Below are 23,645 nucleotides of genomic sequence, written 5' to 3' on the forward strand. Positions count from 1 at the left end.
GCCCGCGCCATCTCCGGCGACCCCGAGCTTCTGCTGGCCGACGAGCCGACGGGCAACCTGGATCCCGACCTCTCGCAGAAAATCATGGACCTGCTGCGCAAAATCGCCTCGCGCGGGACCACGGTCATCGTGGCCACCCACAACTACGAGATGGTCAAGCGCATCGAGGCGCGCGCCATACATATCGAGGCCGGCCGGGTGCTGGTGCAGTAGAGGACCCGAACCATGTTCTACATCAAACCCTACATCGAAAAGCTCGAGGAGTTCTGCCGCCGGTGGCGGATTACCGAGGTGGCGCTTTTCGGCTCGGCGCTGCGCGACGACTTCGGCCCGGATTCCGATATCGACCTTCTGGCCCGCTTCGAGCCCGAGGTTCACTGGACCATCCTGGACCACGTCCAGATGGAGGACGAGCTGGCGGAAATTTTCGGGCGGAAGGTGGACCTGTGGAACCGGATGGCCGTGGAGGAGAGCGAAAATCCATACAGAAAAAAAGAGATACTGAATACGGCTCGGGTGATATTTACCGCCTGACGGCGTTGGCTTTTCGATGGATGTTTGGGGATGGCAATGGACGCCCTCGCATTAGTAGTCGACCGAAGCCTGCTTGAAAGAGCCGAGTGGCCGTGATTCCGCTGTAAAGAACGACGTGACGACGCTGCATATAACAATGAAGTCTTTTCTCGGCGAGGACTGACCGTGGGCAACCTGGGCTACTACATCCGCGAGGGGTTCTCCGGCCTGCGGCGCGGCGGTACCGGCAGCGCCGGGGCGGTCCTCACCGTCGTGCTCTCCATCCTGGTCTTGGCTGAATAAAGGGGGTTACCATGAAAAGGCTTGCTTTGCTCATCTTGCTGGCGATATCAGTTTCCATTGCAGAGGCACCTGTTGTGGCTTTTCTAGACCTCGAAGCGATTAACTGCGATACTGGTATAGTCAGAGCTATTTCAGAGACGTTTCGTACAGAGGTGGTATCCTCTTATAGTTTTGCTATGGTTGAACGGGCTCAAATTGGAAAGGTTATGGAGGAGCTGGCTTTCCAACAATCGGGTATTGTCGACGCTAATACAGCCGTTGAGTTAGGTAGAATCGTAGGGGCAGATTACGTTGGCATAGGCAGCGTTAATCAGATTTCAGGCAGTTATTCCATAGCGGTTCGGTTGGTAAGCGTTGAAACATCTCTTGTCGTGGGCGCCGCGGTAGAAATGGCTAGAAGCGTCAATGACTTATGGGATGCATGCAGCACGATAGTCAAAAATATCGTCGAAATTGAACTGCCGGAAAGGGATATTTACGTTTCAAAAAGCGAAACGGCCCTCATGGCTACGACATCTGATGAATATATGGTGTTGGGTGTCAATATGGTGATAATAGATGATTTCTCCTTTCTTCCGTCTGAAATTACAATTGAAGTAGGTACAAAATTGTGGTTTGTAAATAATAGTTATTTTGAAAATACCGCTACATTTGATTTCTTCTCTTCTCCCATACTAAATGCTGCATATTCAGATGTTCCTAGGATAAAGACGACGATTGATTGGGAAACCGGGTCTTACTCATCTCCTCCATATAATCCTTCAGATTTTCAGGGCCGTACATGGTCTCATGTATTTAATGAAGCTGGGGATTACTATTATTATTCGGCTGTTGCTGATGATATGGCTGGCGAAGTTCATGTTAAATGAGCAGTCAATAACTTCGTATAATTTCGGTGATTTACCGGTCGGGTGACCGGCGAGCAGACAGGCGACCATACCATGCTCTACGAAGCCGGGACCATCAACGTTTACAGTGGGGCGTATCACCCCCTGGTCTCCTACTCCTCCTGGGCCTCCTCCCACTGATGGCGGCGCATGGGTAACTTAGGCTACTACATCCGCGAGGGGTTCTCCGGCCTGCGGCGCGGCGGGTCCGGCAGCGCCGGCGCGGTGCTCACCGTCGTCCTCTCCATCCTGGTCCTGGGCGTCGTGCTCCTGATCGTGCGCAACCTCCAACTCCTGGTGGAAGAGGCCCGCGCCGAGGTCGAGGTCGAGGCGTACATCGCCGGCAACCCCACAACGACCGAGCTCTCCTACATCGAGACCGCCATTACCGGCCTTCCCGGCGTCGAGGCGGTCCGCTACGTGTCCAAGGCCGAGGCCCTCGAGGAGCTTCGCATCATGCTCGGCGAGGACCAATACCTCCTCTCCGAGATTGAGGAAAACCCCCTTCCGGCCTCGTTCCGCCTCACGATGACCCCGGATTACCGCACCGACGAGCGTCTGGCCCAGACCGCCGAGCAGCTCGAGCTCGTCCCGGGCGTGACCCGCGTCTCCTACGGGCGGGAGTGGGTGGAGTCGTTGTCGGAGATCGTCCGCATCGCCGGGCTGGGGGGGCTGGTCATCGGCGGGGTGCTGGCGCTGGCCTCGGTCCTGGTGGTGGGTAACGCCGTGGCGCTTTCCGTTTACATGCGGCGGGATGAGATAACGATTCTCAAGGTCGTCGGCGCAACGCACGGCTTCATCCGGCGACCCTTCGTCGTCGAGGGCTTTCTGGTGGGAATCCTGGGAGGGGCAATCGGGGTGCTGCTCGTTTACGTCCTCTACGCCACGGTGGGCCGGCTCGTCGGGGCGAGCGTATTCCTGCCCTGGGAGTGGTGGCTGGGGCTGGTGGGCCTGGGTGCGCTCGTCGGCGTCATCGGGAGCTTCTTCGCCGCCGCAGGCCACGTCCACCGCGCGAAGTGATAATACGTTGATACGCTGGAATGGCGGGGAGGCGGCTCCCCGCTTTTTTATTATCCGTTCAGCGCCTTCAACCGGCCCCAGGAGAGACGGACGGTCCCGGCGTCTCCCACCAATCGAACCCATACCTCGCGCCGGTCCAACTCCTCCCACACCGATCCCGCCGGTCCCTCGCAGGCGCCGACGACGAAAACCAGCCGCCGGTCGCCGCTCCGGTCGTCCGGCAGGAGGTAGAGGTCGGCGTGGTATGCGCCTCGCCCGGTGAGGGCCCGGTCGGTGACGAAGCCCGACCAGCGGCAACCGTCCGGCGCGGGGTCGTTGAACTCCAGCCAGGCGGAGCAGCTCCGGCTGGGCTCGAGCCGTCCCGCGGCGTACCCGACGTACCCTTCCGCCACGACCGACCAGTCGGAGGGCGTCAGGACGCCGAGGAAGCCGCTGGCCGTTTGGTCGGAGTCGGCCATCACGTGGAGCGTCACGGGGAAGCGCTCCCCGGGTGAAACGCACGGTGGTATTTCGATGGAGCTCAGGTCCAGGCAGCCCGTCGCCAGGACCGAGGCCAGCACCGCGCAGAACGCTTTCACGGCGAACCTCCGGTACATTAAGGTTTGAAGAAGGTTATACATCACCGAAACGCGTTTCTCCCGGAAATGGTTCCCTCGGCGCCGCCCTTGACAGGTTCGGGGAGGCCCCGTAAACTTGGCGCCGACATGCGAAAGAGCACGACGACAGCCGAAGGTTTCCGGAGAAAGGGGGGCGGCGCGATGCCGCGCACGGTCGCCGGGGTGAGCTGAACCCCGACGGTCCGGCGATGGGCGCCGGTCGCCCAATCTCTTCATCCGGGAGACGAAGCCATGACCGACAAGACTATTCCCTCAAAGTACGACCAGACGGAGATCGAGTCCCGCTGGTACTCCCATTGGGAGCGGGAGGGGCATTTCCGTCTCAACGAGAACGCCCCGGGGCCGGTGTTCACCGTGGTCATCCCGCCGCCCAACATCACCGGCTCCCTGCACATGGGCCACGCCCTGAACAACACCATCCAGGACATCACCGTCCGCTTCAAGCGGATGCAGGGTTGCAAGGTCCTCTGGCAGCCGGGCACCGACCACGCCGGCATCGCCACCCAGAACAAGGTCGAGCAGGCGCTGGCCGCCGAGGGGCTGACCCGGCACGACCTGGGGCGGGAGGCCTTCATCGCCCGCTGCTGGGCCTGGCGCGAGCAGTACGGCCGCGAAATCGTCGAGCAGTTGAGGATTCTGGGTTGCTCCTGCGACTGGGAGCGGGAGCGCTTCACCATGGACGAGGGGCTCAACCGGGCGGTGCGCACCGCCTTCAAGGCGTACTACGACGCGGGGATGATCTACCGCGGCGTGCGCATGGTCAACTGGTGCACCCGCTGCCATACCTCCATCTCCGACCTCGAGGTGGAGTACGAGGACCAGAGCTCCCACCTGTGGTATGTACGCTACGGGGGCCTCGTCGTGGCCACCACGCGGCCGGAGACGATGCTGGGCGACACGGCGGTGGCGGTCCATCCCGAGGACGAGCGGTACGAATCCTTCATCGGCAAAGAGGTGGACCTGCCGCTCACCGGACGGCGCATCCCGGTCATCGCCGACGAGCGCGTGGACCCCGCCTTCGGCACCGGGGCGGTGAAGGTGACCCCGGCCCACGACCCCAACGACCACGAGATGGCCGGGCGTCACGGCTTGGCGAGCGTGGTGGTCATAGACTTCGAGGGAAGGATGACCGCCGACGCAGGGGCCGGTTACGCGGGGCTCGGCGTCCTGGAATGCCGGAAAAAAGTGGTCGCCGACCTCGATAAGTTGGGCCTCCTGGAAAAAACCGAGGATTACTCACACTCGGTGGGCACCTGCTACCGCTGCCACGAGACCATCGAGCCGCTGGTGAGCGAGCAGTGGTGGATGGACATGAGCCCCCTGAAGGAGCCCGCCATCCGTGTCGTGGAGCGGGGCGAGGTGAAGTTCATCCCCGAGCGCTGGACCAAGGTCTACCTCGACTGGATGGAGAACCTGCGGGACTGGAACATAGGCCGCCAGCTCTGGTGGGGCCACCGGATGCCGCTCTGGCACTGCGACGCCTGCGGCGGAATCGTGGTGGAGATAGAAACGCCCGAGCGGTGCCCTGAATGCGGCGGAGCCCTGCGCCAGGATGAGGATGTCCTGGACACCTGGTTCTCCTCGGCGCTCTGGCCGCTCTCGACCCTGGGCTGGCCCGACGACGAGGAGCAGTTGAAGAGACTCTACCCCACCGCCGTCCTCTCCACCGCGCCGGACATCATCTACCTCTGGGTGGCGCGGATGATTATGAGCGGTATGCACTTCCGCGGGGAGAAACCCTTCAGCCACGTGTACCTCCACGCCACCGTCCTGGCCCAGGACGGCCGGCGGATGAGCAAATCCCTGGGGACCGGCGTGGACCCGCGCGAGGTCATCGGCGATTACGGAACCGACGCCCTGCGCTTCACCCTGGTCATTCTCACCGGCCAGGGGCAGTCGGTGCGGCTGTGGGAGGACCGCTTCACCGTGGGGCGGAATTTTGCCAACAAGGTCTGGAACGCCGCCCGCTTTCTCCAGCTCAACCTCGCCGGGAGCCGCCTCGCCGACGAGGCTCCGCTCACCACCGGGGAGCTGCCCGACGACCGCGAGCTCACCCTGGAGGACCGCTGGGTCATCTCCAAGCTGGGCCGGCTCGCCGGGGAGGTGACCGACGCGCTGGAAGCGTACCGCTTCAACGAGGCGGCGCACCTCGTATACGAGGCCTTCTGGCACGACTACTGCGACTGGTACCTGGAGCTCGTCAAGCCGCGCCTCTACGGCGACGACCCCAAGGCCAAGGGGGTGGCGCTCGCGGTGGCGCTCCACGGGATGCGCCTGCTGTTGAAGCTCCTGCACCCGATCATGCCCTTCATCACCGAGGAGCTTTTCCACCGCCTGTTCCCCAACGCGCCCGCGGACCTCATGGTCTCGCCCTGGGAGGACCACGAGGACTGGCCGGGGTACGCGGGGGACGAGGAGCACGTGGAGCGGCTGCAGAAGCTGATAGACGCCGTGCGCAACATCCGGGGCGAGATGGGAGTCCCGCCCGGGGCCAAGGTCAAGCTCCTGGTGAAGACCACCGACGGCGACCTGGCCGCCCTGGTCGAGGCCCAGGCAGGCTTCTTCGCAAATCTGGCCGGCGTGGTGGAAATCGAGGCCGGTCCGGAGGTGGTCAAGCCCAGGGGGGCCGCCGTGGGCGTGGAGGGCGACGTGGAGCTCTACGTGCCGCTGGCCGGGGTGGTGGACTTCACCGCCGAGCTGGAGCGCGTGAAAAAGGAGCTGGGGAAGGTCCGCGAGCGGTTGTCCAAAGTCGAGAAGAAGCTGGCCGACGCCCAGTTCAGGCAAAAGGCCCCCGCCGAGGTCGTCAGGGGTGAAGAGGAGAAGCGGGACCGGCTGGCGGCCGAGCTCGAGGCACTGGAACGGCACCTGCGGCAGGTGGAGGAGATGCTCTGGATGAGCACCGATGACCTTTTCGATGGGGTGCTCAAGAAGATTCCTGAATTAGCTCAAGAGCACCTGGGTGGTTTTCTGAATGAAGCCCTCGCGGATTCACGTCAGTTCTGCGAGGAGATACGGGGGAGGCTGGATAAATGGGTGGGCCAGTACCAACGGGGCGAGCTCAACCGGGAGGAGTTCGAGTGGCTGTTGAAGAGCCTGAAATCCCTCGCCCAAGGCCAACTTCTCAGTGAGGCCGGTATTGGCCAGGTCAGAGCACAGAATTTCTTCGAAGGTGTACTCAAGCTTATGATCAGGATTGCTATCGCCACGATGTTATAACTGAATGGAGATTCGGGTAGCGGGTTTTCGAACAGGGGCGGGTTTGGTACCCGCCCTTTTTTATATTGACAGTCCGTCGGAGGGGTAGTATTTTTATAGCTTCCGTGTAAGTCTTTGTTGGCATGATACTTATAGTCATCACCAGACAAAAGGAGGAAAGATGCGTCGGTTTTGGATGCTACTGGGCCTGCTGGCTGTAACGGCCGTGCTCACGACGGGATGCGTCCCCGGCGATCCTGCGGCCCTGGCGGAGGCCAAGCTGCTAAAGGTGGATTCGCTGGAGCTCATGGGGAAGGCCGTGGAGCCTTTCACGGACCACGAAACCGAAGTGGAGGCTCTGACGACGCGTCTGAAGGCGGCTCTGGCAGATAACGCCGCCAAGTGCTGCAACGAGACGTTGACTGACCAGTGGCGCATACTGCTCGATACCGAAACGAATCAGTTGGGCGCGTTTATTGAGCGATGGGAAACCAAAGGCATCCTCGGCGCTACGTTCATCGAGGAAGCCAAGTGGGTGGTTGATAAGAGCTTCGACCAGATCATCAATGTCGAAGAGGAACGTTGCAAGTGAAAGGGGTGAATTATGAGCCTTGAAGAGCTTTTCGAAGAGGTGTTCAAGAAGATTCCCGAATTGGCCCAGGAGTACCTGGGAGGTTTTGTTGAAGAAGCCCTCTCGGATTCGAAAAAGTTTTGCATCGAGATCGAAGGGAGGTTGGAGAAATGGTTGGGCCAGTATCAACGGGGCGAGCTCAACCGGGAGGAGCTCGAGTGGTTGGTGAAAAGCCTTAAATCGCTTGCTCATGGGCAACTCCTCAGTGAAGCCGGCATCGCCCAAGCCAGAACACAGAACTTCTTCGAAGGCGTGCTCGAGTTCCTGGTCAAGATCGCCATCACCGCGCTGTTATGACGGAACGAGGTTCGGAAATCAGGCTTTTTCTCAAGGGCGGGTTTGATACCCGCCTTTTGTTGACCCCGAGGAAACAGCACCGTAGAATCGCTCTCGAATAAAGGGGTTACTTCGTGAGAGAAGCCTGCGACTTCTTTATCAACCCGAGAAACCCGGCGGGGGTGTTGGAATCCCCCGTCGCGCAGTTCTGCTTAGGTGAGGACGCCCTCGACTTCCACCGGAAAATCCCCGGTTACGCGCCAACGCCGCTCCTCCAATTACCGGGGCTGGCGGCGGAGCTCGGCCTGGCCGCCCTTTACGTCAAGGACGAGGCGCACCGCTTCGGGACCAAGGCCTTCAAGGCGCTGGGCGCGTCCTACGCCATTCATCGCTACATAGAGGATAATCCCGGCGACCACGTCTTCTGCACCGCCTCGGACGGGAACCACGGCATGGCGGTGGCGTGGTCGGCGCGGCTGTTCGATCAAAAGGCCGAGGTCTTCATGCCGCGGGGGACCGTTCCGGCCCGCGTCCGGCGCATCGTGGATTTTGGCGCCCGGGTGACGGTCGTGGACGGCGACTACGACGCCACGGTGCGCACCGCCGCCCGCGAAGCGGAAAAGCGCGGCTGGGTCCTCGTCCAGGACACCGCCTGGGAGCTTTATGTCGAGATACCGGCCCGCATCATGGCCGGTTACGTCACGATGTTCCGCGAGCTGGAGGAAGAATTATTCCCACCCGGCGGGCCCGGTGTGAACGCGGTTTTCCTCCAGGCCGGTGTGGGGAGCTGGGCCGCGGCGGCGGTCGCCTACCTCGCCGGGCGCTACGGCGACCGGATGCCGAAAATCGTCTGCGTGGAACCGGTGGGGGCGGACTGCTGCCTGGCCTCGGCGCGGGCCGGCCGGCGGGTGAGCCTTCCGGGGGCGGAAACCATCATGGCCGGGCTGAACTGCGGCACGCCGTCGCTTTTGGCCTGGCCGATTCTCGCCGCCGGGACGGACCTCTTCCTCACCTTGACCGACGATTACGCCCGCGAGGCGATGCGGGCCTATTTCCTCCCGTTGGACGGCGACCCGCGTGTCATCTCCGGCGAGTCGGGGGCGGCGGGGCTGGCCGCGCTTTTCGCCCTTCTACGCACCCCGGAATTGGAAGAGCCCAGGGGATTCCTGGGCCTGGACGCAACTTCGCGGGTCCTTCTCGTCAACACCGAGGGCGACACCGACCCGGCGGGTTTTTCCAAAATCGTCGGCGCCCGGGCTACCACTCCTCCGGGCTAGGTTCCTCGGCGGGGGCGGTGAAGAGGTCGTCGGGGGTCATCCCGGCCAGAATCATCTCCCGTAAATCCGTGTAGCTGAAAATCGTCACGCCGTCCGCGCCCGCCGCCCGGACGGCTTCGATGTGCGACCGCACCACGGCCGGGTCCAGGGGCTTCGACCCGTCGTTATAATTCCGCAGGGCGATGCCGGTGTAGACCAGGCCGTCGCCCGCGTGCGTCACGGCGTCCGCCGTCTGCCGCCCGATTTTATCCGCGTTGAGCGAGTAGGACATGGGGAGCGCCAGGTCTATCAGGCCCTCCTCCAGCCAGCGGCCCCAGTCCTGACACACCCCGTCGTAGGCGTCCCCGGCGCGGTCGGCGAACACCGCAGCCGAGATGATTATTTCCGGGTTTATCTCCCGCGCCTCGCGCTGCACCCGGTCCACGAAGTCGGTGACGTTGTCCCGCCGCCAGGTATTCCACTCCTCGTCCTCCGGGTTCGCTTTCAGCCCCGTCCGCACCCAGTACTCGCTGACGGCGATGGGCGCGAAGCCCATGTCCGGGCCCTCGTAGCGCACGTAATCCAGGTGCAGCCCGTCCACCTCGTAGTTGGACACGATGTCCAGGAGCACCGAGGCGGTGTAGTCCCGCACCTCGGGGATGCCCGGGTCGAGCCAGGCCCGGTGCCCGACGCCCATCCGGTTCCCCCACCGGTCGCAGGAGACCCACTCGGGATGGCGGTTGACCACGTGGTTCTCGTCCTTGGGGGCGAAGCCGCCGGTGACCTCGAAGCAGGTGACCCAGGCGTGGACCGACAGGCCCCAGGCGTGGCCCTCCTCCACGGCCAGCGCCAGGGGGTCGAAGTCCTCGGGCCGGCCCTTCATATAGATGGAGCGCGGCTCGGGGTTGGCGTAGTAGGAGGTGTAGCGGTGGGGGATGTACAGGGCGTCGCCGCGGTAGCGCACCTGGACGAAGACGGCGTTGAAGCGGTACTCGGCGGCCTGGATGATTGCGCTGCGGACGGCGGCGGGACTGGTGAGCTCCCAGGCGGGAATCCAGAGCCCCCTCCCCTCGACGACGGGCTCGGTCCCGGCCGTCGCCGAGGTCAGGAGGGCGTGTAACAATAAAATCGCGGCTGCCCGCTTCACGCCGGTGGGCAATCCTTGTGGATGGGCGGACGGGCCCTCGCCCGCTGTAACCGCCGGGGCGGCTTTAATACCCCAGGTAGTGGAAGTACTCGGTCAGCGATTCGCAGTTGCGGCGCAGCGAGGCGATGAAATACGCCCCCCGCTCGTACTGTCCGTCCAGGAAGACGGCGATGGTGGTGGACACCTTATCGAAGATGTCGTAGATCAGGTTTTTCAGCGCCGCGTTGACGTCCCCGGGGGTGTCGAGAATCCCGCGGTCGGTCAAGTCCGCGATCCAGAAGGACAGGTCGGCGTTGAGGCGCTCCAGGAGGTCCTTCGTCCGGGGGAAGAGGGCCAGAATCTCCTCGTCGGTCTTCTCGGCCACGATTCCGTAGGCGCGGGTGAGGTCGAAGAGCTCGTTGGCGTACCCCCAGAGCACACTCTCGTTGGCCGGCAGCTCGTAGTCATCCGCCTCGGCGGCCACCGTGGACAGGGCCGCGACGAGGAGAGCGATTGTCAATAGGCGTATTTTCATGATAGGCTTTGGTTTAAGTCAGGAATAGCCAGTAGTTCAGGGTGACCATGCCGATGCCTAAAAGAGCCCCGGCCACGATCTCTCTCCAGGTGTGTACGCCGCGACGGATGCGGGCGTCGGCAATAATGAGCGCCAGGAGGAACACGAGCACCGACACCAGCGGGTTCTCGGTCACCAGGGTGACGATGGCGAATACGGCGAAGCTGACCGCGGAGTGGCCCGAGGGCATCCCCCCGTGGAGCGGCGCCCCGCGACCGACCAGCACCTTGCCCAGGATGACCAGCACTATCACCAGGGTGAAGCTGATCAGGGTGACGTACTCGGGGCTGCCCTTGACGGCGCGGATGGCCGAGAAGATGTGAGGCTTCAGATCCTTGAACAGGACCAGATAGCCGACGATGATCGCCGTGATGGCCGCGATGAAGACCGCCCCCGCCGAGATGTCCTTCACCAGCTTGGCCAGGGGGTGGTAGGTGGTGGTCATCAGGTCCAGCGCCTTCTCCACCGCCGTGTTGATGAGCTCCGTCACCAGGACGAAAGCCACCGACAGGATGAGCAGGACGAGGTCGCTCCGGTCTATGTTCAAAAACAGCGACCCGGCGATGACCAGGACGCCGACGAGGAAGTGGACGCGGATGTTGCGCTCGGTCTTGAGGGTGTAGATTATCCCCTCGAGGGCGTTGTTGAAGGACTGGGACATCCGGGGCTTTGTCCCGATCGTGCTCCGACGCCGCTCTGGCTTCTTCCCCTCGGGCGCAATCGTACCTTTGGTCATTCCACCGGGCGCTTTTACCTTATGCCGGGGCGTAACTCGCCTCGCTTCGTTTTACCGGGGCATCGGCAATCCTCAAACCCTCTTCGTATAGGCGGACAGCCACTCGTGGTCGGCCGTCAACACCGCCTTGGCCATCATCTCGTCCCGCCCCCGTACATCGGTGTCCGAGTATCCCAACAGGTGCAGCACCCCGTGGGCGACGAGGATGGCCAGCTCACGCCCCAGGCTGTGGCCCTGCTCCCGGGCCTGTCGCACGGCGGCCTCCACGTTCACGAAGACGTCTCCCAGGAGCTCCGGCTCCTCCCCGGGCGGATCCTCCCCGCCGCCTGGCTGCAGATCGAAGGCCAGCACGTCGGTGGTTTCGCCCGTCCCGGTGTAGGTCTCGTTGAGCCGGGCCATCTGGACGTCGTCGAAGAGCACGACGGCGATGCTGCGCTCCGGCGCCTCCTCGAGGGTGAGCGTCAGCACCGCCGCCCGCCGGGGCAGCTCGGGGTCTATCCAGACCACCTTTTGGTGGTCGTGTATCAGGACTTCGTAGTTCCGGCTCAACCGCGTTCCCCCGGTCGGTTGTTCTTCAGGCGCGGGATCGGCGTTCCACTTTTAATCCGCTGCCGCGCGGTCCTCTCAAACCTCTTCTTCTTCGGAATCTTTGTCCTCTTCCTCGTCGTCGGCGTCCTTAGTCGGAATATCCTCCGGGTACTCCACCCGGGAGTGGAGTATGCCGGTGAGGGTGCTGGCGAAGGAATCGCTGATGGTCGAGAGGTCGGCCAGGGTGAGGTCGCACTCGGCCAGTTGACCGTCCATGAACCGCGAGTTCACGACGTTGCGCACCAGGAGGCGGATGGCGGATACGCTCGTGTTCGACAGGGTGCGGCTGGCGCTCTCCACGGCGTCGGCCAGCATGACGATGGCCGTCTCCTTGGACTGGGCCAGGGGACCCGGGTAGCGGAAGTCGTCCTTGTCGAGGCTCTTGTGCTCGTCCAGGCGGAGCGCCTGCTGGTAGAAGAAGCTGATGAGGCCGGTCCCGTGGTGCTGCTCGACGAAGTCCACGATGCCCCGGGGGAGCCGGTGCCGCTTCGCCAGCTCGATCCCCTCCTTGACGTGGCTCTTGATGACCAGGGTGCTCATCGAGGGCGAGAGGTTCTCGTGCTTGGACGCCTGCTCGGGGTTGTTCTCGGAGAAGTACTCCGGTTTGGTCAGCTTGCCGATGTCGTGGTAGTAGGCCCCCACGCGGGCCAACAGGGCGTTGGCTCCGACGGCCCCCGCCGCCGCCTCGGCCAGTATGCCCACGTTCAGGCTGTGGTAGAAGGTGCCCGGCGCCTCCTGTTTCAGCCGCGCCAGGATGGGCTGGTTCAGGTCGGAGAGCTCGAGGAGCTTGACCGGCGTGGTGACGTGGAAGAGGTTCTCGAAGAGTGGCAGGACGAGGCTGGCCAGGAAAACGCCGATGATGGCCCCCACGGTGCCCAGAACGGCGTTGGAGAGGGTGGCGGACCAGGTGTCGGAGACGGAGAGGCCGATGGCGGCGATGATCAATAACTTGGCCCCGGCCACCTTGAGGGAAATCCAGTAGAGCGAGCTCCGGTGCCGTAGTGTGCTGGCCGAAAGAACCGCCGCCAGCCCGCCGGTCAGAAAGACGAAGAGGTAGCGGACCTCGAAGCCGGTCAAGAGCCCCAGAAGCACGCTCGTGACCAGCACGCCGACGACGGCGATGGAGACGTCCAGGAGGGTGGCCAGGAGCACCCCGGCCAGGGCGGCGGGCAGGAGGTATCCGATCTGGGGCACCCGCTGGAAGAAGGCCGTGACCAGCGCCTGGGACAGACCGACGGTCAGGATTAAAACCAGGCCGATGAGTATCCAGGACCGCGTGTCCGAAAAGGTTTCCCGGCGGTACTTGTAGAGGAAGAAGCCGAAGATGAAGAGGAACACGGCTATTATCGCCGCCCGCCCCAGCGTGACGTAAACGATGCCCTGGCTGGTGCGGAAGGCCTCCAGGGCCTCCAGCTTGCGGTACACCTCCGGGGTGACGACCTCGTGGTCCGTGGCGATTCGCTCGTTCTCGCTCACCCAGAAGGCGACGCGGTCCACCGATGCCTCGGCCGCTTCCAGGCGTTCCCGGGTCGCCTCCTCATCGAGGTAGATGGTCGGGCGACAAAAGCCCACAGCGAGCGTCACGAGCTCCTCGGTCAGCTCGGGCGAATTAAGCTGGGGCTCCAAGAGGTCCGTTGTCTCCCCCCGGACCGTTTCGAGATCGGCGATCTGTGAGTAGTTCAACCCGTAGTAGAGCTCGTCGCCGGGGTAGCGCAGGAGAATGCCGTTGGCGATGTCCGCCTCGGAGAGCCGTTTCCGATCGGCGATTACCCCCCCCTTGAACGTGTCCTGCAGGCTAAGGGGGAGGTTGGCTAGCTCGTCGAAGAGCTCGTCGTTCCTGTCCAGCCTTCTCAAGAGCTCGGTGGAGATGGAGAGGCGATAGCGCCCCTCCAGACTCATCGCCAGATCTTTGTAACCCTGCGCCTCCGCCCCCCCCGGCTCCTCGAATGCCTGTTTGAGGTCGTCAATGAGGTTGGCGAACTCGCGCCAGCTCCCCTGAAGCTCGTCCTCGGAGTAAACGTAAGCCGAGCGCACCGAGGCGCGTTTTATGGCGAGCTCGCCTTCGAGCTCCTCCGGGGTTTTCAGCACGGGGTATTTGATCGGGCTGATGACGTCCTCGGACGCCACGTCGCCCACCTGGAGATCGAAGGAGTAGAGGGTCTTTGAGGGGAAGGTTATCACGGCGAGGACCGTGATGATCCCGACGCCGATGACGAGCCGCTTGAAAACGTCGGGCCCGGAGAGGCGAAGGGGCTGGATTTTATTTTCCCGGCTCATCCCGTAGGCTCGTTCTCGAAGTGCTCGTAGGCCTCGACGATGCGGGCCACGAGGCCGTGGCGGACGATGTCGGCCTTGGTCAGGTATACGAAGGCGATGCCGTCTATCCCGGCGAGGATTTTCTGGGCCAGGACCAACCCGCTCGCCGCCGGGTCGGGGAGGTCAATCTGGGTGATGTCCCCCACCACCGCCGCCCGGCTGCTCTGCCCCAGGCGGGTGAGGAACATCTTCATCTGGGGTTGGGTGCAGTTCTGCGCCTCGTCGAGGATGACGTAGGCGTTGTCCAGGGTGCGACCGCGCATGTAGGCCAGGGGAACTATCTCGATCACTCCGTGCTCGATGAGGTTGCGGATGCGCTCGCCCCGTAGCATGGCGTAGAGGGCGTCGTAGAGCGGCCTCAGGTAGGGCGCGATTTTCTCCTCGGGCGCCCCGGGCAGGTAGCCCAGGCTCTCCCCGGCCTCGACCGCCGGACGGGCCAGCACCAGGCGGCTGACCGCACCGCGGTGGAGGTAGGAGAGCCCCGTCGCCACGGAGAGGTAGGTTTTCCCCGTACCCGCCGGACCGATGGCCAGGGTGATGTCGTGGGCGAAGAGCGCCTCTATCAAACGCTTCTGCCCGGCGGTGCGCGGCTTGACTATCCTGCGGGCGCCCACGGGGATGTCGGTGCCCACGACCTCGTCGAAGCCCTGCCGCCGGTGGACCGGTTCTTCGAGGTTGGCCACCGCCGCCCGGATTTCTACCTCGGTCACGGTGTGGCCCCTGGCCGCCGCCAGCGCGAGGTGGGTCAGCAGGTCTCCGGCGGCCGCCACCGCCTCCTCGTCGCCGCTCAGGGTGGCCCGGTCGTCCCGCAGGACCAGGCGCACGCCGGTGAGCTCCTCCAGCAGGCGCAGGTTGGCGTCGGCGGGTCCGCAGAGCTCGGCGTAGCGGCCGTTCAGGTCCAAATCCAGAGTCGTCGTCCGCACGGTCGTTCTCGGGGGTTGGTTTCGCGCCGGGGCGGACCCCGGCACTCGAAGTTACTCCGCCCCAAGACTGAGCCGGAGCCGGTGTTGCGCCTGAATTATACCCCAGGGCCGCGGGATAGGCAACCGACGGGGATTGGAGTCACCGGGGGGCGGGGTCGGGGAGGCTCGATGGACGGCGGAGCGCGCGCTTCTTTAGGTACGCCCCGACCGCCTTATACCCCAGGAAGTAGAATACCAGGGCCAGCCCGACGGCCAGGACGGTGTTGCCGGCCAGGTAGGTCCAGACGACGTCGCCGGCGGCGGTCCAAATTTTCCCCTCGTCGAGCATCTGCGCCAGACCGCCCACCTCCGCCCCGGTGAACCAGGAGCCCAGGGTGAAGGACAGGCCCCAGAAGAAGGGGGAGGTGACGGGGTTCATGATGGCCGAGCCGACGACGGCGGACACCTTGGAGAAGCGGAAGAGAAAGGCCAAGCCGAGGGCCAGGAGCGCCCCCAGGCCGAAGGTGGGGAAGATGCCGATGAAGACGCCCACGGCCAGCCCGATGGCCGCCTTGTGGGGCGAGGCGTCGGAACGCAGGAAGCGGAGGTACTGGAGCCGGAGCCAGCGCCTCGTCCGCTGCCGGAGATTCGCGCCCTTGAGGCGCCTGGGTTTCCTCTTTTCGGTCATGTCAGAAGGGGCTCGTCGAGGAGCCCCGAGGTTGTGATTCGGACGGCGGATTGACCTATTCCCCGGGGGTCGTCACCGTATGGCACGCCGTGCAGTCCGAGCCCTGGACGCCGTAGAGGCCGTGTACGTCGCCGTCCGCCGCGGTGAAGAGGCAGTTGATCCCGCCCGCCCCGGTCTCGGTCAGCTCATCGTGGCACGCCAGGCACCCCCGGCCGCCCAGCGGTGGATGCTCGCCCACCAGCCGCATGTCGGGGTATTCGAGTAAAACCTCGAGGGCTCCGCCGCGTTGGAAGCCGAACTCGTGGCAACGGAAGCAGGTGCTCACCGGCAGTGAGGGGTGCGCTTCGTCCGACGGGGTCCGCCGGTAGCCGAAGACATAGTGGTTGCCGCCGGCGCGCATCTTGTCCATGCGCGTATCCCCCGGCGTCACCGGCCGGCCTTTCGGCGCGTGGGGGTTGTGGCAGTCGGAGCAGCGGTGGGCGCCGGGGAAGAGGCCGGCGGGAGTCGCCTCGCCCTCGGCGGTGACCCGCTCCTCGGCGTGCCAGAAGTAGTTCACCAGCCGGGGGTCGTCCAGGTGGCACGTCATGCAGTTCTCATCGAGCACCGCCCCCCGGGCGGCGATGCCCACCGGATTCCGCGGACCCTCCCAGTGGCCGTGGCAACGGTAGCAGAGTCCCCACTCGGCTCCCGGCGTGTTGTTGGAGCCCTGGGGGACGGCGAAGAAACCGTAGGCCGCGTAGAGGCCGAGCCAGCCCAGGATGAACAGGCCGCCGAGGACGGCCGTCACCCGCTTCGCCTTGACCGTCCGGCGGTCGCCCGGGTCCAGGCGGGGGATGAAGAACAGCAGTATGACGAAGCCCGTGGCGAGGCCGATGCCGACGGCCACCAGCCAGTCGGGAAGGGCGTTGAATTCGTGGAAGATGAAGCTTTCGGGCTCGCCGCCCCCCGACGGATCGGCCGCGGGTCCGGCGACCCCGGGCCAAATTAGAGCGGCGACGACCAGGAGGACCACCAGGATGAGCCCCACCAGGAGCTCGAACATGGCGAATTCGGGGAAGAAGGGCTTGTCCTTGGGCGGCTCCTTCTCCTTGCGTTTGATAAGCTTTGAGGGTGGTTTCGCCATCGGATTACAGCGGTTCGGCGATGCCCTGGCGCCGGATCATCACGAAGTGGAACAGGAGTAAAATGAATATCACCAGGGGCAGCACGATCACGTGGTTGTCGAAGAAGAACCCCAGAGCCTCGCCGCCCACCGGCGTCACGCTGGTGACGATTCCGGCGAGGAGGTCGCCGACGAGGGGTATCTGCTTGAGCGCCCCGACGATGGCGGAGGCGATTTCAAAGCTCCGCTGGTCCCAGGGGAGGACGAAACCGGAGACGTAGAACCCGACGGTGGTGACCAGGAGCAGCACGCCGGCGATCCAGTTCAACTCGCGCGGCTTCTTGTAGGCTCCGGTGAGGAAGACGCGCACCATGTGGGCCACGATCAAAACCATCATCACGTTGGCGGCCCAGTGATGGATGCCCCGGACGAGCCAGCCCAGCCACACGTCGTTCATTATATAGCCGATGGACTCCGCCGCCCCCGCGGGCGTGGGCCGGTAGTGCTGGAGGAGGATGAGCCCGGTGACCACCAGGACCAGGAAGGTGACCAGGGTCAGCCCGCCGAGGCAGTAGTACCACTTCCGGGCCCAGGGGTGGACCGGCTTCTTCATGGCCTCGACGACCCAGCGCTTCATGCGGAAACGCTCGTCGAGCCACTTCAGCCATCGGCTCTCGCCTATCTTCTCACGGGTGGCTTCGGACATGATACCCTAGAAGGAGTCTAAGTACGTTTCCCAGCCGCCGTTCTCGCGCATCACGCGTAACCCGCCAGTCCCGTCCAGCGCCGCGATGTAGTAGCGGTCCTCGCCCTCGTGGACCAGGGACGCTACCTCGAAGGGCGGATCACCGGGGAAGGGTTCCCCCAGGGTGACGTAGCCGCCCCCCTCGTCGGAGCGAACCTGTCCCTCGCCGTCCATGACCATGACGAAGACGTTCAGGGACGTCGGTTCGTAGAAACCGGTCACGGAATACGGGGCGGCCACGGTGTCGTGCGTTACCGCGTGGATTTCCCAGTTCTCCTCGAAGCGCGTATAGAGAGCGCCTATGGCATCCACGGCCAAAAAGAGGGTGACGCCGGTCGGGGCGTAGTGCAGGACGTCCAGGTCATAGGGTGGCGTTCCGATGATGGGGGTTGCGAAGACCTCCCAGGCGTCACCGTACCGCCAGAGCCGGCCCCCCGAGTCGAGGGCATAGAGCTCCACCGCGCCGTCGGCGTCCGCGTAACCCCCGAGGCTATAGGGGCTTTCCCCGGGGAGGGCGTCCCCCTCGATCCGCCACTCGTCGCCGTTGACTTCGTAGAGTTGGCCCGCGGAGTCCAGGACGAAGATGTTGACCATTCCGGGGACGTCGGTCCGGTTCAGCACCAATAGGTCGCGGGGACCGTCGCCCGGGCAGGGGGTGTTCACCGCGCCCCAGCCCTCGGTCTTCCCCTGGTAGAGCTGCCCGGCGTCGTTCAGGGCGAAGATGACGTCGGTGTCGGAGTCGGGGATGTAGACGGCGCTTAACCTCGCGGAAAAAACCGGCACCGCGAGGACCACCGTCAGCAAGAGAATGGTTTTCATTGTACGCAAGGTCCCGTTTACCTCGTCAGAAGGAATTGCAGAGCGTCACCCATTCTCCGTCGGTCTTCAGGAGAAAGAGAGATCCGTTGGAGTCCACGGCGAAAACCCTGTACGTGCCGCAGTCCACTACCCAGTACACGGCCAGGTCAAGGGGGGGCGTGCCTCCGATCGGCTCGCCGTACTCAACGAACAAGTCATCCCGGGCAAGGAACAGCTGGCCGGCGCTGTCCAGGACCGGGAGGAAGGCTTTGGCCCCGCCCTCGACCGATTGCACGAAGCCGTCCAGTCTGTAGGGCGCCTCGCCGCCGGGGATTCGGGCGAACTCCTCCCAGCCTGTCTCGGTGCTCCGGCTGACGAGGCCCGTTTCGTCTACCACGTAGAGGCCCGTCTTCCCGAGGGCGGTGACGTCCTGGCCTGTCAGGGCCAGGAAATCGGTGGGGGCGGCGCCGGTGTACGCCCGATGCATCATATCGGGGAGCAGCTCCCAGTCCGGCTGGGGGTAGTTGTAGAAGTTGTAGAACCACACTTGGCCTTCGCCGTCCAGGACGATGGGGAATACTCCGGCCACCTTCGGGTCCTGGGCGGATGATAAATAGTAGGGCGGCGGCCCCGGGACCGGTTCGCCCTTCGGGTTCCAGCTCACTTTAGTAATAGCGTAGAGCTGCCCCGCCCCGTCCAGGACGAAAAAATTCAAGCCGCCGGTCTGCGGATCCCAGTGCAGCAGGAGCTCGTACGGACCGTCGCCGGGGCACGGGTCCCCCGAGATGACCCAACTCCACCGCTTCCCCTGGACGTAGTACCCGCCCGCGGGGTCCCACCGCAGGACCTCGCCACGTTCCCCCGATGCATCCCCCTCCGCGAGACCGGCCAGCTCGAGCTCCTGATCGCTGCCGTAGCGGTGGTGAAAAACCCCGGAGTCGTCCACGACGCCGATGACGTTCTGGTTCGTCTCGGGGTTCCACGTCAGGTCCAGGTCCAGGGCGTGGCCCGAGACCGCGGTCAGAATCAGAATGTAGACGGGGAGTCGTTTCATCCTTGTAAAACCGCCGCTCGGGGGCTAGCCCGCCTTGTACCGGTAATCGGGCAGGAGCATGGGGCTCCGGCGGTCGGTCTCGACGCCGGCCTCCTTCAACTCCCGTTCGTACTTCTCCACATGCCCGAGGGTGAGCTCGCCCACCTTGGCGCCGCGGGCGTATTTGGCCGCGGATACCCCTGCGCGACGCCCGAAGACGGTGATGTCCAACAGGCTGTTGCCCATCAACCGGTTGCGCCCGTGTATCCCACCGGCGACCTCGCCGGCGGCGAAGAGCCCCGGGACCTCCGTCGAGGTGTCGGGCTTTATCGCCAGCCCGCCGTTCTGGTAGTGCAGAGTCGGGTACACCAGCATCGGCTCCTTGGAGATGTCTATCCCGTGCCGCATGAACTGCTTGTACTTGGCCGGGAGCTCGCGCTGGATGGTGCCCTCCCCCTGGATGATCTCAATCATGGGCGAGTCGAGCCAGACGCCTTGACGGCCGGTGGGGGTCAGGATGCCCTTGCCGCGCTCCAGACACTCGCGCATGATGGCCGATGATTCCACGTCGCGGGGCTCGCTGGGGAAGACGAAGTCCTCGCCGTCCCGGTTGACCGGCTCGGCGCCCAGACCGCGGACCTTCTCCGTGATTAGGAGCCCTATGTTCTGCTCCGGATACGCCGCCCCGGTGGGATGGTATTGGATGGAGTCCATGAAGCGCAGCTTCACCCCGGCCCGGTAGCCGAGAATCAGCCCGTCGGCGGTGGCGCCGTAGTGGTTGGTGGTGGGGAATCCCTGGATGTGCAGCCGGCCGAGGCCGCCGGTGGCCAGGATGGTTGACACGGCCCGCACCACCAGGTACTCGCCCGTCTCCATGTTCTTGAGCACCGCCCCGGAGCAACGATCCTCGTCGTCCAGGATCAACTCGACCGCCGGGGAGAACTCGATGACCTCTATTTCCGGGCGGTTGCGTATCTCGTCGCGGAGCGTGCGCATGATCTCGGCGCCGGTCATGTCGCCGGCCGAGTGCATGCGCTTGCGGCTGGTGCCGCCGCCGTGGAGGGTGTACATGACTCCCTCGGCGTCCTTCCCGAACATGACGCCCAGCCTTTCGAGCCACTCGATGACCAGGGGCGCGTCGTTGGTGAGCGCGGCGACCAGCTCCCGGTCGTTGGAGAAGTGGCCCCCGCCGACGACGTCGAGGAAATGGATGACCGGGTTATCCTGGGGCTTGTCCGCCGCCTGGATGCCGCCTTCGGCCATGACCGTGTTGGAGTCGCCGTGGCGGAGCTTGGTTACCAAGAGGACCTTGGCTCCCTCCTCCTGGGCTATGAGGGCTGCCGCGGCTCCGGCGCCCCCGGCTCCGATAACCAGCACGTCCACGCTGCGGTGCACCCGTTCGAGGTCCACCTGGGTGTCGGCCAGGATGGAGTGGGCCTCGATGAGGTCGGCGAACTCGTCGGGTACACGCTCGCCACTGTTCGGCCCCACCTTGAGTTCGCGCATCCCGGTGTCCTTGTAGTCCGGGTGAAATTTCTTCAGGATGCGGTCCCTCTCCTCCATGGTCATGGGCTTGAAGTAGCCGATACCGTCCAGCTTGGCCAGCTCCTGGGCGTCCGCGGTGTTGATGTTGGTCTTGCCCGGCTCGTCGGTGAGGGACACCTGGCCTCTAATGGCCTCGTAGATTTCCGCGTCAACGCCGAGTACGCGGGTCAGTTCGCGGATGTCGTGGAAGGGCCCTTTTTCCTCCCGGTAGGCGACGATGCGTTTGGGCGTTAAGCGCATGGCTATACGTTTCGGCCTCGTGGCCGCAACCTTCTCGATGAGCTCCTTAAGCTCGGGCGTGTAACCCATCAAAACTCCTCATGGCGTTGAATCTCGGGTAGAGTGGCGCACACCTTCACCTGGGGGCTGATCCCATGCCTTTTGCGATGGACGATCAGTTCGGCTCACGGTCGGCCTGTGTCTCCTTGTAGAGTCGCTCGATCTCCGCGTCGTCGGCGTTGATCAGTCGCTCGAGCTCCTCGTCGTACTTGCCGTTTTTTATCTCCTCGACCCGCGCCGCGAGGTCGGGGGCCAGGGGACGCAGATGGCGCGCGTAGAGGCGCCGGGCGAGGATGCCGATGTTGTACTGCACGTTCTCGCCGGGGCAGCGGCTGGCGCAAAGACCGCACATCAGGCACTCGAAGGAGAGCTCGGCCACCCGCTCCAGGTCGCCCTTCATCGCCGCCGACATGTACTCCATCACCTCCAGGTCCTGGGGGCAGACCTTCGAGCAGGCGTTGCACCCCATGCAGCGCAAGAGCTCGGGGTAGTGCTCGATGAGGGCCTCCGCCGTGGGCTCCAGCTTCTCGATGTCGTAGGTCGCCTTGTTGGCCGGGTAGAAGGGAATCTGGGCCAGGTACATCTCCGGCTCGACCACGGTCTGGCAGGCGAGGCCGCTCTTGAGCTTGTAGTCGCCGGCGGTGCGGTACACCGTCCCGCAGGCGCCGCAGATGCCCCCGCGGCAGCCGCAGCCCCGAATGAACTGGTAGCCGGAATACTCTATCGCCTTGAGGATGGTCAGCGTCTCGGGCACCTGGTACTTCTTGCCCATGATGTAGATGTCTATCATCTTCGCTTTGCCCTCTTCACCCATGACTCTTGCTCCAGGTTTAATTGCGGTTGATAACGAAAGCGGTCCCGGCTAGGGAAAACCCGGCCTACCAGGCGATGAGGATGCCCAGAAGGATGCCGAACAGGAGCCCGATGAGCGCGGCGAAGTAGCGATCCAACTGGTTGAGGGTTTTGCTCTTAGGCAGGGTCTCCACCACCCGTTTGTCCACGATGTACTGCTTGATGTCCAGGTCGGTCTGGGGGCAGGCCAGGGCGCAGGAGTAGCACTGCTCGCAGTCCTCGCCCACGATGGACTCCAGCGCCATGGAGGTGCGCTGGGCCGTCCGCTCCAGCCTCTCCGGCTCTCGCCGCAGTACGGGGCAGGAATCCACGCAGTTGCCGCAGGCGATGCAACCCTTGTCCGAGGCGAGGTCCCGCCCCTCGGAGTGGAGGCGGTTGTAGAGCTCCATGCCGGTGGACAGGAGCCTGGTCCGCGCCACCGGTGGCTCCTTCATGTCGAAGATGCGGTCCAGGGTCCGCTGGATTTTCTTCAGGTCGCGTTCTTTGATGGCTGGCATGTTCGTTGACCGCTCGAAGACGCCCCTCGGGGCGTGTGATTTTAAGGCGCCAGGGCCGCGGCGAGGTCCGTCGCCAGTTTGCCCAGGCAGTCGTTGGTCGCTGCGGAGACGACCCGGTTGTACGCCTCCAGGTCCGCGTCCTCGGCGTAGCCGGTATATGTGCCGCTCATGACCGTCCGCCCTCCGCCGTCGGTGAGCGCGTAGTCTATCACCATCTCGCCGGCCAGATACTCGCTCGCGAAACCGCCGATGGTGCCCGCCGCGGTAGCTGCGGCTCCCCCGCCCATGGTCCACCAGATCCAGGCCGGGAAACCGATCTCGGAACATGTGGCGATGTTGGCGATGACGTAGATGCCAAAAGCCCCTATCCCGACGACGAAGGCGGCGGAACCGGCGATGGCCAGGATTATCCAGCCCGTCGGCGTGCGGACCGCCAGATAAAAGCTGGACAGGTTGCCCGTGAGAACGTAGTCGGCTTCTCCCTCGGCGGACACCCCGCCGAAGAGGCGGCCGGCTCCCAGGTAATCCGCCGTGGCCTGGGTCAGGTACTCCTCGAGATTTTCCACGTGTGGCGGCGGCTGTGTGATGATTTCGCCCATGTCCCGGGCGTACTTGGTCGGGCCGGTGACGATGAGCGGCTCGACCCGCAGGGTGCCGGAGGAGGCCGCCGCGCCCGGCTTCGCCGTCGGCACGAAGCCCGTTATCCTCTGGTACTGCGTGGCGCAGGAGGTCACCAGGAACACGTAGAGCGTCGCCGTACACGCCGCGCGCAGGAATGCTTTTCGCATTTAATCACCCTCCCCGGGCTCGTTGATCATTCAGTTGACGAACAGGCCTCTGACCAACGCGTTTTTGGGGGGATAGAAACCGTCGTATTCTCGCATCCACCGTCGGGCGGCCGACCGGAACTTCAATGCTACCAGATGACGCCCCCCGGCGGAACCCCCGCCTTCGCGGGCCGATTAGGAGAGAAAAACGCCCGGCCCCGCGACCCCTCCGAATCCCGTCACATGCCGCCAGCCTGGCCCGCCACCTTGCGCGCCAGGCGGTTGACCACCTCGGAGAGCTCCTCCACCGCCCCGGTGTGCTCCGCCGTCTCGTTCAGGACGACCCTGGCGTCCGACACGTCCACCCCGCGCACGGACAGGATGTACTTGGAGCCCAGC

The 23,645-nt window shown here is 64.2% G+C and carries 24 protein-coding genes; 8 read left to right on the forward strand and 16 right to left on the reverse strand.

Features of this window, described 5'->3' with window-relative positions:
- The 4 genes from VM054_04710 to VM054_04725 all read left to right on the forward strand — a co-directional run.
- Positions 1 to 213, forward strand: a 213-nt coding sequence (locus VM054_04710) for an AAA family ATPase (GenBank protein HUT98360.1), incomplete at its 5' end; no start/stop codon positions are given.
- 12 nt (positions 214 to 225) lie between these two features.
- A complete protein-coding gene (locus VM054_04715; GenBank protein ID HUT98361.1) occupies positions 226 to 534 on the forward strand; it encodes a nucleotidyltransferase family protein in 309 nt (102 codons plus the stop codon).
- Between the two features lie 293 nt (positions 535 to 827).
- Positions 828 to 1,685: a CsgG/HfaB family protein gene (locus VM054_04720; GenBank protein HUT98362.1), complete on the forward strand. Its 858-nt coding sequence runs from the start codon at positions 828 to 830 to the stop codon at positions 1,683 to 1,685.
- A gap of 168 nt (positions 1,686 to 1,853) precedes the next feature.
- Positions 1,854 to 2,723: a permease-like cell division protein FtsX gene (locus VM054_04725; GenBank protein ID HUT98363.1), complete on the forward strand. Its 870-nt coding sequence runs from the start codon at positions 1,854 to 1,856 to the stop codon at positions 2,721 to 2,723.
- A 50-nt stretch (positions 2,724 to 2,773) separates the two neighbouring features.
- Here the strand turns inward: VM054_04725 and VM054_04730 are convergent, their stop codons facing one another.
- Positions 2,774 to 3,301, reverse strand: coding sequence for a hypothetical protein (locus VM054_04730; GenBank protein HUT98364.1), 528 nt, complete (start codon positions 3,299 to 3,301; stop codon positions 2,774 to 2,776).
- A 270-nt stretch (positions 3,302 to 3,571) separates the two neighbouring features.
- Here VM054_04730 and VM054_04735 point away from each other — a divergent pair, with 270 nt between their 5' ends.
- From VM054_04735 to VM054_04750, 4 genes are all read left to right on the forward strand, one after another.
- Positions 3,572 to 6,556 carry a valine--tRNA ligase gene (locus VM054_04735; protein ID HUT98365.1) on the forward strand — a complete coding sequence of 995 codons (2,985 nt, stop codon included), beginning with the start codon at positions 3,572 to 3,574 and terminating at the stop codon, positions 6,554 to 6,556.
- Between the two features lie 160 nt (positions 6,557 to 6,716).
- Positions 6,717 to 7,127 (forward strand): hypothetical protein, encoded by a 411-nt coding sequence (locus tag VM054_04740; protein HUT98366.1) that lies wholly within the window; start codon positions 6,717 to 6,719, stop codon positions 7,125 to 7,127.
- A gap of 12 nt (positions 7,128 to 7,139) precedes the next feature.
- The gene (locus VM054_04745) at positions 7,140 to 7,463 is read left to right on the forward strand and encodes a hypothetical protein (GenBank protein HUT98367.1); all 324 of its coding nucleotides are present in this window, start codon (positions 7,140 to 7,142) and stop codon (positions 7,461 to 7,463) included.
- A 113-nt stretch (positions 7,464 to 7,576) separates the two neighbouring features.
- A complete protein-coding gene (locus VM054_04750; protein ID HUT98368.1) occupies positions 7,577 to 8,719 on the forward strand; it encodes a diaminopropionate ammonia-lyase in 1,143 nt (380 codons plus the stop codon).
- On the opposite strand, the gene VM054_04755 is transcribed toward VM054_04750, so the two are convergent.
- The 15 genes from VM054_04755 to VM054_04825 all read right to left on the reverse strand — a co-directional run bounded on the left by VM054_04755 (position 8,700) and on the right by VM054_04825 (position 23,267).
- A complete protein-coding gene (locus VM054_04755; GenBank protein ID HUT98369.1) occupies positions 8,700 to 9,845 on the reverse strand; it encodes a family 10 glycosylhydrolase in 1,146 nt (381 codons plus the stop codon). The two genes, VM054_04750 and VM054_04755, sit on opposite strands and share 20 nt — an antisense overlap.
- A 64-nt stretch (positions 9,846 to 9,909) precedes the next feature.
- Entirely contained in the window at positions 9,910 to 10,359 is a 450-nt protein-coding gene (locus VM054_04760; protein HUT98370.1) for a hypothetical protein, read from the reverse strand.
- Positions 10,360 to 10,372: 13 nt separating this feature from the next.
- On the reverse strand, positions 10,373 to 11,059 hold the full coding sequence (locus tag VM054_04765; protein HUT98371.1) for a diacylglycerol kinase: 687 nt from the start codon (positions 11,057 to 11,059) through the stop codon (positions 10,373 to 10,375).
- Positions 11,060 to 11,206: 147 nt separating this feature from the next.
- Positions 11,207 to 11,683, reverse strand: coding sequence for an rRNA maturation RNase YbeY (gene ybeY, locus VM054_04770; GenBank protein ID HUT98372.1), 477 nt, complete (start codon positions 11,681 to 11,683; stop codon positions 11,207 to 11,209).
- 75 nt (positions 11,684 to 11,758) lie between these two features.
- A complete protein-coding gene (locus tag VM054_04775) occupies positions 11,759 to 13,999 on the reverse strand; it encodes an HDIG domain-containing protein (protein ID HUT98373.1) in 2,241 nt (746 codons plus the stop codon).
- Entirely contained in the window at positions 13,996 to 14,961 is a 966-nt protein-coding gene (locus VM054_04780) for a PhoH family protein (protein HUT98374.1), read from the reverse strand. Before VM054_04780 ends, VM054_04775 begins: the two co-directional genes overlap by 4 nt.
- A 139-nt stretch (positions 14,962 to 15,100) precedes the next feature.
- A complete protein-coding gene (locus tag VM054_04785; GenBank protein ID HUT98375.1) occupies positions 15,101 to 15,628 on the reverse strand; it encodes a DUF2062 domain-containing protein in 528 nt (175 codons plus the stop codon).
- A 55-nt stretch (positions 15,629 to 15,683) separates the two neighbouring features.
- On the reverse strand, positions 15,684 to 16,751 hold the full coding sequence (locus VM054_04790; GenBank protein ID HUT98376.1) for a hypothetical protein: 1,068 nt from the start codon (positions 16,749 to 16,751) through the stop codon (positions 15,684 to 15,686).
- A 4-nt stretch (positions 16,752 to 16,755) separates the two neighbouring features.
- Complete coding sequence (locus VM054_04795; GenBank protein ID HUT98377.1) at positions 16,756 to 17,436, reverse strand: cytochrome b N-terminal domain-containing protein; 681 nt, start codon at positions 17,434 to 17,436, stop codon at positions 16,756 to 16,758.
- Between the two features lie 6 nt (positions 17,437 to 17,442).
- Positions 17,443 to 18,294, reverse strand: a complete 852-nt coding sequence (locus VM054_04800; protein ID HUT98378.1) for a hypothetical protein — start codon at positions 18,292 to 18,294, stop codon at positions 17,443 to 17,445.
- Between the two features lie 25 nt (positions 18,295 to 18,319).
- The gene (locus VM054_04805) at positions 18,320 to 19,327 is read right to left on the reverse strand and encodes a hypothetical protein (GenBank protein HUT98379.1); all 1,008 of its coding nucleotides are present in this window, start codon (positions 19,325 to 19,327) and stop codon (positions 18,320 to 18,322) included.
- A 24-nt stretch (positions 19,328 to 19,351) separates the two neighbouring features.
- On the reverse strand, positions 19,352 to 21,160 hold the full coding sequence (locus tag VM054_04810; GenBank protein HUT98380.1) for an FAD-binding protein: 1,809 nt from the start codon (positions 21,158 to 21,160) through the stop codon (positions 19,352 to 19,354).
- An 85-nt stretch (positions 21,161 to 21,245) separates the two neighbouring features.
- Positions 21,246 to 21,944, reverse strand: a complete 699-nt coding sequence (locus tag VM054_04815) for a 4Fe-4S dicluster domain-containing protein (protein HUT98381.1) — start codon at positions 21,942 to 21,944, stop codon at positions 21,246 to 21,248.
- A gap of 64 nt (positions 21,945 to 22,008) precedes the next feature.
- Positions 22,009 to 22,479, reverse strand: a complete 471-nt coding sequence (locus VM054_04820) for a 4Fe-4S dicluster domain-containing protein (protein ID HUT98382.1) — start codon at positions 22,477 to 22,479, stop codon at positions 22,009 to 22,011.
- A 41-nt stretch (positions 22,480 to 22,520) separates the two neighbouring features.
- Positions 22,521 to 23,267, reverse strand: a complete 747-nt coding sequence (locus tag VM054_04825; GenBank protein ID HUT98383.1) for a hypothetical protein — start codon at positions 23,265 to 23,267, stop codon at positions 22,521 to 22,523.
- Positions 23,268 to 23,645 lie beyond the last annotated feature (378 nt).

This window comes from bacterium, from assembly GCA_035528375.1.
In the GTDB taxonomy this organism is placed as follows: domain Bacteria; phylum RBG-13-66-14; class RBG-13-66-14; order RBG-13-66-14; family RBG-13-66-14; genus RBG-13-66-14.

Coding starts and splice junctions, on each gene's coding strand:
- VM054_04715 (HUT98361.1), top strand. CDS start 226: ATGTTCTACATCAAACCCTACATCGAAAAGCTCGAGGAGTTCTGCCGC.
- VM054_04720 (HUT98362.1), top strand. CDS start 828: ATGAAAAGGCTTGCTTTGCTCATCTTGCTGGCGATATCAGTTTCCATT.
- VM054_04725 (HUT98363.1), top strand. CDS start 1,854: ATGGGTAACTTAGGCTACTACATCCGCGAGGGGTTCTCCGGCCTGCGG.
- VM054_04735 (HUT98365.1), top strand. CDS start 3,572: ATGACCGACAAGACTATTCCCTCAAAGTACGACCAGACGGAGATCGAG.
- VM054_04740 (HUT98366.1), top strand. CDS start 6,717: ATGCGTCGGTTTTGGATGCTACTGGGCCTGCTGGCTGTAACGGCCGTG.
- VM054_04745 (HUT98367.1), top strand. CDS start 7,140: ATGAGCCTTGAAGAGCTTTTCGAAGAGGTGTTCAAGAAGATTCCCGAA.
- VM054_04760 (HUT98370.1), bottom strand. CDS start 10,359: ATGAAAATACGCCTATTGACAATCGCTCTCCTCGTCGCGGCCCTGTCC.
- VM054_04765 (HUT98371.1), bottom strand. CDS start 11,059: ATGTCCCAGTCCTTCAACAACGCCCTCGAGGGGATAATCTACACCCTC.
- VM054_04775 (HUT98373.1), bottom strand. CDS start 13,999: ATGAGCCGGGAAAATAAAATCCAGCCCCTTCGCCTCTCCGGGCCCGAC.
- VM054_04785 (HUT98375.1), bottom strand. CDS start 15,628: ATGACCGAAAAGAGGAAACCCAGGCGCCTCAAGGGCGCGAATCTCCGG.
- VM054_04790 (HUT98376.1), bottom strand. CDS start 16,751: ATGGCGAAACCACCCTCAAAGCTTATCAAACGCAAGGAGAAGGAGCCG.
- VM054_04795 (HUT98377.1), bottom strand. CDS start 17,436: ATGTCCGAAGCCACCCGTGAGAAGATAGGCGAGAGCCGATGGCTGAAG.
- VM054_04800 (HUT98378.1), bottom strand. CDS start 18,294: ATGAAAACCATTCTCTTGCTGACGGTGGTCCTCGCGGTGCCGGTTTTT.
- VM054_04805 (HUT98379.1), bottom strand. CDS start 19,327: ATGAAACGACTCCCCGTCTACATTCTGATTCTGACCGCGGTCTCGGGC.
- VM054_04810 (HUT98380.1), bottom strand. CDS start 21,160: ATGGGTTACACGCCCGAGCTTAAGGAGCTCATCGAGAAGGTTGCGGCC.
- VM054_04815 (HUT98381.1), bottom strand. CDS start 21,944: ATGGGTGAAGAGGGCAAAGCGAAGATGATAGACATCTACATCATGGGC.
- VM054_04820 (HUT98382.1), bottom strand. CDS start 22,479: ATGCCAGCCATCAAAGAACGCGACCTGAAGAAAATCCAGCGGACCCTG.
- VM054_04825 (HUT98383.1), bottom strand. CDS start 23,267: ATGCGAAAAGCATTCCTGCGCGCGGCGTGTACGGCGACGCTCTACGTG.